Below are 11863 nucleotides of genomic sequence, written 5' to 3' on the forward strand. Positions count from 1 at the left end.
GTCAGGACGTGAGCGAACATGTGGCCGCGGTGGATGTTCACGCCGTGCCTCATGATCTGCCCCGAGTCGTACTGCACTTGCGTCCGACCGGTTCGTGGCCGGCTGAACTCGATCTCCTTGCGCGGGTGGAGGTTGGGGTGGCTCCCGAGCCTGGCCCCGCGGCCGTTGCCTTCCTGGAGGCGCTGGACCCGTTGGAGGTGGAGCGCGCGGCTCTCGCGCGTATGGATCTGGAGAACGTGCCGGGTGGGGGCACGGCGGCGGTGCTGCGGCAGTTGGCGGAGTGGGCCCGTGGCGCTTGATCTGTCGGGGGTGCGGCGGGTCGTGGAGAGGCTGCTCGATGACCGGCTGGAGCTGTGGCGGGACGTGGACGGGGCCTCTGGAGATGTCCTTGACGAGGGGACGGGAGAACTGAAGCCCGGCGGCTCGGTACCCGTTCTTCTGTGGGCGGGCGTGGGTGCGATCGTGCGTCCCGGATCACTCGGGGTCATGCCGGCCCTGGACTCACTCGCGGCAGCAGGGCCCGCATCCACTGGCTATCAGGCTCTGCTGCCCCTGGCCGCGCCGTCGGCAGCGGTCGACGACGTGTTGGTCGTTTCTCGCACGGCGCGCGATCCGCAACTCACCGGGCGCCGATTCCGAGTCGCCGATGTTGGTCTCGGGACGTACACCGTGGTGCGCGTGATGCGCCTTGAGCTGCTGGCAGATTGACGTGGCGTCAGCAGCGCCATCTGGGACCGAACCGGGACATGGAAGAAGTGAACTTAATCTTGGGAGTTGCGCAAAGATGTCCTCGTGACGGGGTGGCAGAAGGTCCTTTGGTGGGCGTTGTCGGCAGTCGGCGCTGTGGCGGCGGTCGTCCTGATGGTGTGGGTTTTGACTGCGGACTTGGAGCGGTCGAGCCAGGTCGCGGGGATTGCCGGTTCTGTGGCTGGGATTGCCGCGTTGGGGGTGGGGCTGTGGCAGGTCACCATGTCGGCGGGAAACGCATCCTCTGAAGAGCCGGTGACGGCTGAGGCCGGTTCGAACGCGGCCCGCGGGAGCATTCACAACGCCCAGGCGCAGGACACGGCGCCGGGTACGGGCACTTCATCGGCAGGCGGTTCGGGGATCCGGGCAAGTGGCGGGTCTAACGCGGCGGGTGGGGACATCAACGGGTCGACGGCTCAGCACGGTCAGTGATGGGAAGACGCAAGAGGCGCCCTGACGAAGACATCACGGCCGAACCGGAAGAGGCGCCCAGGGTTTCGGCCTCTTCGGGCTCCATTGCCGCGGGGCGCAATGTGGTGAACTCCGTGGCGGTGCATGCGGAACAGGCGCTGCCCCCGGAGGCGTACGGTCCCATTCCGGACGATGCCGCGGATGACGGGGTGTCGAACATCCCCATCACCGAGCTCTTCGTCGGCCGGGACACAGCGCTCGATCAACTGGACGCCGCCCTCACCACCCCGGGAGGCGTGGTGTTGCGGGCGGTGAGCGGCCTGGGCGGGGTGGGCAAGTCCGCGCTCGCCGCCCGCTGGGCCGGCCACCGCGCCACAGCTCGGCTGCGGTGGTGGATCACCGCCGACAGTGCAACCGCCGTCGACACGGGTCTTGCCGAACTCTCCTGCGCGCTGCAGCCAGGACTGGCCGGGTTGCCGGCCGAGCTGAAGAGGGAGCGGGCGGTGGCGTGGCTCGCCCAGCACGGCGACTGGCTGCTGGTGCTGGACAACGTCGACCATCCCGACCACATCGGCCCGCTGCTGGACCGGGTCCGTGATCGTGGTCGCATCCTGGTCACCACGCGCCGGGCGACGGGCTGGCACGGGCGCACGACCCCCCTACGTCTGGACGTGTTCGACCCGGCGGAGTCGGTCGAGTTGTTTACCCGCATCCTCACCCACGACGGGTCCCGGGAGACCGACGGCGCCCGCGAGTTGTGCGACGAGCTCGGGCACCTGGCACTTGCCGTCGAGCAGGCCGCCGCGTTCTGCCACGAGAGCGGCACCACCCCCCGCGCCTACCTGGACATGCTGCGTCAATGGCCAGCCGAGACCTACGCTCTTGGTCCCGCCAACGCGGACTCCGAACGGACGGTCGCACGGATCTGGCGCATCACTCTTGACCGCCTCGCCGACATGCCTCTCACGGGGGAAGTGCTGCGGATTCTGGCCTGGTACGCCCCTAATCACATCCCTCGCACCCTGCTCGACGGCCTCGCCCCACCGCCTGCCCTCGCTGCCGCGATCGGTCGGCTGGCCGCGTACAGCATGATCACCGAGAGCCCCGGCGGCACTCTTTCGGTCCATCGCCTCGTTCAGGCTCTCGCTCGTACACCCCAGGACGACGACCCTCACCGCCAGGACAGTGACATCACGCACGCTCGCCAGGAGGCCACCAGCCGCCTGGCGAAGGCGTTTCCCACCGATGTCGAGTCCCCCGAGCACTGGCCCCAATGTCAAGCGGTGTTACCTCACGCCGATGCCCTGGCCCGGCACAGCAATCCCGAACACGACACCCTCAACCTGTCGTACTTGCTGGACCGTGTCGCCCGCTTCCGACAGGACCAGGGCGCAATAGAGGCCGCCATCACGTACTTCCTCCGGGCCCACGCCATCGACCAGCGTGCGTTGGGCGAGGACCACCCCGACACGCTGACCTCGCGGAACAACCTGGCGGGCGCGTATGAGTCGGCGGGTGATCTCACACGAGCCATCCCCCTGTACGAGCAGACCCTGACCGACAGCATCCGGGTGCTCGGCGAGGACCACCCCGACACGCTGACCTCGCGGAACAACCTGGCGGGCGCGTATGAGTCGGCGGGTGATCTCACACGAGCCATCCCCCTGTACGAGCAGACCCTGACCGACAGCATCCGGGTGCTCGGCGAGGACCACCCCAACACGCTGAGATCCCGGAACAACCTGGCGTACGCGTACCGGTCGGCGGGTGATCTGGAACGAGCCATCCCCCTGTACGAGCAGACCCTGACCGACAGCATTCGGGTGCTCGGCAAGGACCACCCCAACACGCTGAGATCCCAGAACAACCTGGCGTACGCGTACCGGTCGGCGGGTGATCTGGAACGAGCCATCCCCCTGTACGAGCAGACCCTGACCGACAGCATCCAGGTCCTCGGCGAGGACCACCCCAACACGCTGACCTCGCGGAACAACCTGGCGGGCGCGTATGAGTCGGCGGGTGATCTCACACGAGCCATCCCCCTGTTGGAGCAGACCCTGACCGACAGCATTCGGGTGCTCGGCGAGGACCACCCCAACACGCTGAGATCCCAGAACAACCTGGCGTACGCGTACCGGTCGGCGGGTGATCTGGAACGAGCCATCCCCCTGTACGAGCAGACCCTGACCGACAGCATTCGGGTGCTCGGCAAGGACCACCCTCTGACGAGAACGGTGTGGACCAATCTGGAAGCCGCGGGCGGCGCGTGAGGGCGACTGACCCATAGGCTCCGCCATGCTCAGCCTGAACCCACACCCCAACTCCCACCCGGATGCCGCCCCCTTCCGCGACCCGATCGCGTTGGCCAGCACTCTGGCCGGGCTCGGCCCGGCTGTGCGGGCGCGTACAAGGGCGACTACCCGGCATCACGCCATGCTCCTGCGAGTTCGGATCCAGAAAAACGCCTCCGGGCGGCCGGGGCCGAACGTCATCACGGGACAGTATCGGGCGTCGTGGGATGTGAAGGTGACCGTGGCCGGAGGGCGGGTGAACGCCGTGGTGTTCACGGATGCTCCGCAGTCGCGGCGGCTGGAGTACGGATTCGTCGGCGTCGACCGCTTGGGGCGTCAGTATCGGCAGCCGCCCTACCCACATATCGAGCCGGCGTTCCGGCAGACCGAGCCCGGGTTCCTGGAGGCCCTGCGTACGGGAGTGCTGGCGCGATGAGCCCGCCGAGGCTGCCGTTGACTCGGGCGCTCCTTGGCGTGCTCGCTGTCGGTACCGGGCGGCCGTGTGGGCTCGCGGTGCTGCCGCGGGCCGCGGACGGGAAACCCGCGGCGTTTCCGTATGTCATCCTCGACAGCCTCCCCGGTGAGTTCTCCGGGCCGTCCTTCGCCGACTGGCATGCCGAGGCTGCCTGGACGTACCAGGCGACGAGCGTCGGAGAGCGGGCGGATCAGGTGCAGTGGCTCGGTGACCGCGTTCGTGCGGTGCTCTTCGAGCGCACCGGCGGCGGGTGGCGTACCGAGATCACGGTTCCCGGACTGCGCGTCATCGACCGGGAGTTGACGTACGACGCAGACGGGGAGCCGGTTGACGGTTCGCAGGGCAGTATCGTTACCTACGTGCAGCGGTTCACGATCACCGTGACGCCCGCCGCTTGAACCACCTCTTCTCACCGCGGAGCCACGCGGACGCCCGGCCGACGAGCCCGGCGCAACCCCCTGTTTGTGGGAGTGGCCCGTGACTCAGCAGCGCTTCATGCGGCGCGGTATTACCAAGATCCTCTGGTTGAAGAGCATCACCTCGACCAACCTGATTCCGACTCGTACGGAGATCTCGGCGCCGAACGCCACCGATCTGACCGAGGCGATCAGTGACGTTGACGGCTGGTCGTTGACGAACGAGGCGATCGAGACGCCGGATATGGCGTCGACGTTCACGTCCTCCATCCCTGGCAACGACAAGGCCGACAACTCCTCGATCACCTTCTACGAGGACCAGTTCAGCGATGCCATGGAGACGCTGCTGCCCAAGGGCGCGGTCGGGTTCGTGGTGTTCCTGCGCAAGGGTGACATCCCCGGATCGAAGTCGATGGACAGCTTCCCCGTGCAGGTCGCCTCCCGCACTGCGCAGTACAACGCGGGCAACGAGGCTGCGAAGTTCCAGGGCATCTTCACGATCACCTCGCCGCCGGCCCTCGATGCGCCGGTTCCGCCCGCTGCGACTGGGACAGGCGCCGAAGCCAGCACCGTCGCCAGCGCTGCCACCAGGAAGAAGGCCCTCTGATGGCGGCCGCGAAGAGCCAGGAGAGCGCGGCCTGGGAGCAGAAGATGGAGCGGCTGCGCCGTCGCTCCCTGCCAGAGCGCGTTCTGCAGATCTGCGACGACGCAGCGCGGCGGACAGAGTATGACGAGGCGAAGCGGGCCGCTGACCGTTCGCGGTTGCTGGCCGAGAGTGATACGGGCAACGCCGTCTTCGCGGAGCGTGCGGTGGTGGCCGTCCAGCGGTACGAGGCGGCGGCCGAGGCACTGCGTGCGGCGTCGGTCTACCTCACCTTCCGGGCTCTGCCCCGGCCGGTCCTCGAGGAGCTCCTTCACGCGCATCCGCCGACCGATCAACAGGCCGCTGACGGCGCGGCGTTCAACCCCGACACCTTCCCGGCGGCCTTGATCGCCGCCTCCAGTACCGACGGCATGAGCGAGGCCGAGGCCCGCGAACTGCTGGACGCGTGGTCGGCACCCGACGCGAACGCCCTGTGGGAGGCGGCCTGGGAGGTGCAGCAAGAGGTACGTACTGACCGGGCCGACCTGGGAAAAGGCTGACGGCCGACCCGCGGCTGCGGGCCGAGCTGGAGCTGTGCGCGCAGTACGGCATTCCGCACTCGCAGTTCCTCGGCGGGGACGGCCGCTGGAGTGATCTGGACCGGGCCAAGGCCCTGGCATGGCAGCACTATGCGCGCACCCTGTGCCCGGACTGCCGTACCCGCGCCGAGGAGTGGGACCCGGCCAAGGGCGGCCACCGGCACGCGTACGTCACCGACACCGTGCGTTGCCCCGGCTGTGAGCTGATTGCGCAGGAGCGTGACCAGGTGCCCGAAGGGCGGGCGAGGTACGGCATCAAGATCACGCTGTTGCCGCGGCAGGCATACGAGGCGCTGCACAGCGACCGCCCGACCGACGAGACCGCCCCAGCCGACCCGACGAGCGGGCGGTGAGCCAGACGGATGGCGACGTACAACCTCACCGTCCAACTGACGGCGCAGGCCAACAGCCTTATCTTCGGCCTGCGTTCGGCAGCTGACGCCGCCACCGACCTGGGCCGCCGCACCCGCGACCTCGACCGCCGCCTCGCCGCACTCGACGCCTCCAGCCGAAGCACCTCCCGGCAGATCAACCTCCTCGGCGCACAGGCACAAGCAACCGCCACCCGGCTCGGCACCCTCGCCACCCGCGGCGGCCAAACCGGCAACCAACTGCGCCGCGCCGGCAGCGACGTCGGCGTACTGGAACGCTCCCTCCGAGGCGCCGGTCAGCAGGCCAGCGCCCTCACCAGCCTCCTCGCCGGAGGCGCCCTCGTCCTCGGCACCGGCCAGCTCGTCGAGGAGGGCAACCGTTACCAGCGGCAGATGAACATCTTCCAGGCGGTTACCGGAGCCACCGCCGGCCAGATGCAACGCGCCGCCTGGATGGCCAACCAGCTCGGTAACGACCTCACCCTCCCGACTACCACCGCGGCCGACGCCGCCGAAGCGATGGTGGAGCTGGCGAAGGCGGGCTTCCGCACCGACCAGGCCATCAGCGCCACCCGCGCCTCGCTCCAGCTCGCCTCCGCCGCCGGGGTCAACGCGGCCGACTCCGCCCGCTACTTGGGCGACATCATGGACCAGTTCGGCCTCGGAGCCGACCAGGCCGCCCGCGCCTCCGACATCCTCGCCGCCACCGCGAACAACGCCTCCGGCGGCATCATCGACATCTACTACGCGATGCGGTACGCCGGACCGGTCGCCGCTGGCCTCGGCGTGAGCATGGAGGACGCAGCGAGCGCGGTCGGCATGCTCGGCAAGGCGGGCATCCTCGGGCAGACGGCCGGTACCGCGCTGCGCGGCATGATGGCCAACCTCGCCGCGCCCACCAAGGAGATGCGCGACGGCCTGCACGCGCTCGGCATCGAGGCGTGGGACGCGCAGGGCCGGTTCAAGGGCCTGCGGTACGTCATCGCCGAACTCTCCCGCGCCCAGCACGAGATGTCCCAGCAGGACTTCACCGCCGCGGTGAAGAAGTCGATGGGCAAGCCCGCCATGTCGGGTGCCATCGCACTGGCCCACCAGGGCACCGAGTCCTTCGACGCGCTCAGCCTCGCCGTACGGGAGTCGGGCGCGGCCGCGCAGATCACTGCCGCTCGCGGGCAGGGCCTCGCGGGCGCGATGACGCTGCTGCAGAAGCAGACGCGGCAGACCGGGCTCGCGCTGTACGACGCGATGGCTCCGGGGCTCGAGTACGTGACCCGGCTCATGACGCGCGGGCTGTCCGGCGCGACGCCGTACCTCGTCGCCGCCATCGAGTACGGGCGCGACCTGGCGACCCTCTACGGACCGGAGCTCAAAGCCAACGCCCGCAGCGGCCTCGGCGAACTGATCGACGAGGCCGAACAACTCCTCGGACCGCTCCAGTCGCTCGGCGAGCACAGCCTGGCCGCCGGCCTGAACCTCCTCATCAACGCAGCCCGCGCACTCGGCGACGTACTCGGCAACGCCGCCGAAGGCGCCGCGCCGGTCGCCTCCGCACTCGGCCTGCTCGGCGACGAGTCCAGCGGAGTCAGCAACAGCCTCGACATCCTCGTCACGACCGCCAACCTGGCCATGTCCGCGGTCGCCGGGCTGTCCGCCGTACTCGTCCCGGTCGGTGAGGTGGTCGGGACGCTGGTCCGCGCGTTCGGCGCCCTGCCAGCCCCCGTCCAGACGGCGATCGCCGCAATGTTCCTCGCCCGGCGCCTCACCCCCGTCCTGGGCGGCCTCGCCTCAACAGTCAGCGGGCGACTCACCGGCGCATGGCGAGGCTTCGGCGCGCAGATGCAGGTGCAGCAGAACCTCGCCGCACGAGCCGGGACGTCGCTGACGCGGTACGCGGCGGCGTTCGCGGTCGTGGAGTCGCGCATCCCGGTCGTAGGGCAGATGGCGGCCGCATTCCGCAGCGCCCAAGGGCCCACGACGGGTTTCACCGGCACCCTCAACGGCGTGACCCGCGCCGCCGGAGCCGGGCTACTGAGCGCAGGCCGCGGCCTGGTCGCCTTCATGGGCGGACCCTGGGGCGCCGCCATGGTCGGCGCCACCGTCGTACTCGGCCTCCTCGCCTCGCAGCAGGAGAAGGCGGCACGGTCCGCTGCCGAGCACCAACAGCGCATCAGCACACTGACCGACGCGCTGCGGGAGTCCAACGGAATCATCGACGAGACCGTCCGCCGCCAGGCCGCCGAGAACGTCCAGACCACGAAGCTCGCCGGAAACTACGGCACCCTCATGGACGTCCTCGGCAGGCTCGGTTACTCCCTCTCGGACGTCACCGACTCCTATCTCGGGCAGGGCGAGAGCATCGACGACCTGGCTGGCAAGATGCGCGCACTGGCCGACCAGGAGAAGGACGCCTTCAACCGCTCCAGTCGAGGTGACGAGGACCGTGAGGCAATCCTCGACCGGGCCGGTGCGTACGCGTCGGCGGCCAAAGCGCTCGAGGACATGTCGGGAGACGCCGCCACCGCGGCCCGTAATGCGAAGGACCTCGAACAGGCTCAGAAAGGCAGCGGGTCGGGAGCCAGCACGTACGACCGGCTGAAGACCGCGGTCGGCGAACTCGCCGACACCACTGCCGACGCCGACACCCGCACCCGCGCCCTCAAGGACGCCCTCGACCTCCTCTCCGGCGGCAGCATCTCCCTCCAGGCCGCCGAGGCCCGCGTCAACAGCGCGATTCTCGACGTGAACGAGGCCCTGGACCACGGCATCGACAAAGCCAACGGCTTCGGCAAAGCCCTGCTGAACAACAACGGCACCCTGAACACCACCACCCGCAACGGCCAGCAGCTCTACCAGTCCCTCACCTCCCTGAGCGACGCAGCCGCCGACGCCTCCGTATCGGCGTACGCCCTCGCCCAGCAGAACGGGAAACCGCTGCCCGAGTCCCTGGCCGCCGCCCGCACCCAGATGGACAAGGCACGCACGGCCGCCGTCCGGGCTGCTCAGGGTTACGGGCTCACGCGAGAGCAGGCTGAGGCGGTGGCCGACAGTCTCGGGCTGATGCCGTCGAAGGTCTCGCTGCTGCTGGAGACCGAGGGCATGGACTCCACGCTGGCCGATCTCCTCGCGGTGCAGGCCGAGTTCGACCGGCTGCCGAAGGCGACGACGATCCGTGTGGACTCGCTGAGCGAGGATGCCCAGAAGAAGCTGAAGGACCTCGGCTTCACGGTGAAGACCGTCCCCGGGACCCGCGAAATCAAGATCACGGCTCCGACGAAGGGCGCCCGCGGCGCGCTCAAAGCGCTGATCGACGAGCTCGGCGAGGTCCCCGGCAGCAAGAACGTCTCGGTCGCCGCGAAGACCCAGGCCGCGATCAAGGACCTTGAGGAGGTCCAGAACCGAGTCCGTTCGACCAAGGGCAAGACCATCACCATGCGCGCCCCGACCGCGGAGGCTCGCAAGCAGCTCGAACAGCTCGGCTTCAAGATCAAGAACACCAAGGGCAAGCGGGTCATCATCACCGTCCCCACCGGCAGCCAACGGGCCAACGTCGGCGCCCTGGACCAAGCAATCCGCAGCCTGCGCGACAAGTCGGTGACCATCACCACCCATCACGTGAACATCTTCGAGACCATCCGCCGGGGACCCTCCACGACCGCGGACCTACTGCGCCAGCAGGCCGACCGATTCAGCCGTCATGCCGACGGCGCTGTCGTCGACTACTTCGCCGCCGGCGGCGTACGGCGCGAAAACCACGTCGCGCAGATCGCCCCGGCTGGCTCCTGGCGGATCTGGGGAGAGCCGGAGACAGGCGGCGAGGCGTACATCCCGCTCGCGCAGTCGAAGCGCGCCCGCTCCCGCCGCATCGCCGAGGAGACCGTACGACGCCTCGGTGGCGGCCCGATCGAGTGGTACGCCTCCGGTGGTCTCTCCGGTTGGTCGTACGAGGTGGAGTCGGGGCCCGAGCTGGGATCCGCCTCGTCGATCCGCTCGAGTTCCATGCGTACGGTCAAGCGGCGCGGCAAGGAGGTCGAGGTCTTCGACCTGCGCCTGTTCGAGAAGAACCTGCGCAAGTCGGCTTCCCAGGCTGCCCGTTGGCGCAGGGACCTGGCCACCGTCGCGCGGCGGGCCGGGCAGGACGTGGCCGACGCTCTGGAGGCCATGGGCGAGGACGGCGTGGAGCTGACCCGGAAGATGGCGACCGGGACGACGAAGTACGTCCGCGATATGGCCAAGCAGTTGGAGAAGCTGGCTGGCACCGCGAAGGCGTCGCTCGGCGACTTCACCCGCCAGCTCACCCAGGCGGTCAAGGACCAGTCGACGTTCGAGAAGAACCTGGCCCGGCTCGCCGCCCTCGGTTACGGCGACCTGGCGGCGATGCTCGCCGAGCAGGGAGACGAGAACGCCGAGGATCTTGCCGCCGCCGCGGTGAAGGACAAGAAGAAGGCGAAGAAGGCCGATGACGCGGCGAAAGCCGCCGGGAAGACCCTCGCGGACGAGGACCTCACCGACCTGCTCACCGTCATCGCCGCGATCAAGTCGAGCACCACTGGCATCCACAAGGTCGCCGACACCACCGGCCTCGAGGAGGACCGGGTCATCGAAGTCGGCAACCTCGGCCAGTCCCGCATCAAGTCCACCCTCGGCTCCCGCGCCACGAAGTTCCTCGCGGACCTGGCCAAGGCCAACAAGGGCCTGGCGTACGCGAGCGGCGGCATCTGGGAGCCCGGCATCTACTCCTCGCCCACCGCGCTGATCAAGTTCGCGGAGGCGAGTACGGGCGGGGAGGCGTTCATCCCGCTCGCACCGGCCAAGCGCGCGGCGGCGACGGCGGTGCTTGGCGACGTCGCGCAGCGCTTCGGACTCCAACTCGCCTCGGCAGAGCCGACGTTCGCTCCGGTGCGCACGGTCGACGCCCGCCCGGCCGGACCAGTTCAGGTCGTTGTCGTACGGGAGCAGCAGCCCCTGATCGGCACCATGCCCGTCACGGTCACCTCGGCTCAGGCCACTCCGCAGCAGATCGGCGCCGAGGTCATGCGGCGACTCCGCAACGCGCAGAGGGGAGGCCGGTTGTGATGGCGGAGCTCGGTGATTGGCAGATCGAGATCGCCGGAGTTCTCATCGGTGCCGGGACTGATGTACCGGTGAGCGAAGTCGAAGGTCTCGGTATCCCCGAATTTCGTACACAGGATGTGGATAACCCGGCTGGAGACGGCGCGTTCCCCGGCATCGACCTCTACGCCGCCCGGACCATCCGCATCGAGGCAGGTATCCGCACCGCAGGCAACCCGGCCGCAGCCCTCGACGTCCTCGGCCGCCTCCAACGCGCCGCCGACAATCCTGCCGTACGGACAGACTCGAGCGCCCAGACCGTACTTCGCCTACGCTGGCCTGGCCGCTCAACTCGCCGACTCTACGGCCGACTTCGTCGAGTGGAAGCCACCAGCACCGCGAAGACGCTACACGGCTGGATCCCGCTCGACCTCGAGTTCGCAGCCCTCGACCCGCGCTTCCACGCCGACGAAGCCTCCGCGCTCACCCTCGCCCTGTCCGCCGACGGCCTGGGCGGCTTCCGCGCCCCACTGGTCGCCCCGCTGACGACGGGCGTGGCGATCCCCGACGAGCGCCGCGGCTGGGTCCGCAACGACGGCGACCTCCCGGCCTGGCCATCCCTTCGCATCACCGGCCCGTGCACCAACCCGCGCATCCAGCACGTCGAATCGGGCCGCGTCATCGAGCTGGCCCTCGCGCTGAACAGCGGCGAGTACGTCGATATCGAGACCCGCCCCGGCACCCGCTGGGCGCTGCGGAACGGCACCGGCAACCTCGCCCCCGCCCTGTCACCGACGTCCCGGCTGGACACCTTCGTCATCCCGCCCGGCACCAGCGAGATCTGGTGGACCGCACGCGACTACACCAACTCCACCCGCCTAGCCGTGACTTGGCGCGCGGCCTACGCCGCCCTATAGCCCG

10 protein-coding genes are annotated in these 11863 nt (G+C 69.2%); all 10 read left to right on the forward strand.

Going from position 1 to position 11863, the window contains the following annotated elements; all coding sequences use genetic code 11:
* Positions 1-8 precede the first annotated feature (8 nt).
* The 10 genes from OHT21_RS18425 (at position 9) to OHT21_RS18470 (ending at position 11859) form a co-directional block, all read left to right on the forward strand.
* The gene (locus OHT21_RS18425) at positions 9-299 is read left to right on the forward strand and encodes a hypothetical protein (RefSeq protein ID WP_328769424.1); all 291 of its coding nucleotides are present in this window, start codon (positions 9-11) and stop codon (positions 297-299) included.
* On the forward strand, positions 289-708 hold the full coding sequence (locus OHT21_RS18430) for a DUF6093 family protein (RefSeq protein ID WP_328769425.1): 420 nt from the start codon (positions 289-291) through the stop codon (positions 706-708). The genes OHT21_RS18425 and OHT21_RS18430 overlap by 11 nt, the downstream gene beginning before the upstream one ends.
* 584 nt (positions 709-1292) lie before the next feature.
* Positions 1293-3428 carry an FxSxx-COOH system tetratricopeptide repeat protein gene (gene fxsT, locus OHT21_RS18435; RefSeq protein ID WP_328769426.1) on the forward strand — a complete coding sequence of 712 codons (2136 nt, stop codon included), beginning with the start codon at positions 1293-1295 and terminating at the stop codon, positions 3426-3428.
* A gap of 25 nt (positions 3429-3453) precedes the next feature.
* Positions 3454-3885, forward strand: a complete 432-nt coding sequence (locus tag OHT21_RS18440; RefSeq protein WP_328769427.1) for an HK97 gp10 family phage protein — start codon at positions 3454-3456, stop codon at positions 3883-3885.
* A 38-nt stretch (positions 3886-3923) separates the two neighbouring features.
* Entirely contained in the window at positions 3924-4322 is a 399-nt protein-coding gene (locus tag OHT21_RS18445; RefSeq protein WP_328769428.1) for a hypothetical protein, read from the forward strand.
* 79 nt (positions 4323-4401) lie between these two features.
* Entirely contained in the window at positions 4402-4947 is a 546-nt protein-coding gene (locus OHT21_RS18450; RefSeq protein ID WP_328769429.1) for a phage tail tube protein, read from the forward strand.
* A complete protein-coding gene (locus OHT21_RS18455) occupies positions 4947-5483 on the forward strand; it encodes a hypothetical protein (protein ID WP_328769430.1) in 537 nt (178 codons plus the stop codon). The genes OHT21_RS18450 and OHT21_RS18455 overlap by 1 nt, the downstream gene beginning before the upstream one ends.
* A gap of 266 nt (positions 5484-5749) precedes the next feature.
* Positions 5750-5875 (forward strand): hypothetical protein, encoded by a 126-nt coding sequence (locus OHT21_RS18460; RefSeq protein WP_328769431.1) that lies wholly within the window; start codon positions 5750-5752, stop codon positions 5873-5875.
* Positions 5876-5884: 9 nt separating this feature from the next.
* Positions 5885-10966, forward strand: coding sequence for a phage tail tape measure protein (locus OHT21_RS18465; RefSeq protein WP_328769433.1), 5082 nt, complete (start codon positions 5885-5887; stop codon positions 10964-10966).
* Positions 10966-11859 carry a phage distal tail protein gene (locus OHT21_RS18470; protein WP_328769434.1) on the forward strand — a complete coding sequence of 298 codons (894 nt, stop codon included), beginning with the start codon at positions 10966-10968 and terminating at the stop codon, positions 11857-11859. The genes OHT21_RS18465 and OHT21_RS18470 overlap by 1 nt, the downstream gene beginning before the upstream one ends.
* Positions 11860-11863 lie beyond the last annotated feature (4 nt).

The organism is Streptomyces sp. NBC_00286 (assembly GCF_036173125.1).
Classification (GTDB): domain Bacteria; phylum Actinomycetota; class Actinomycetes; order Streptomycetales; family Streptomycetaceae; genus Streptomyces.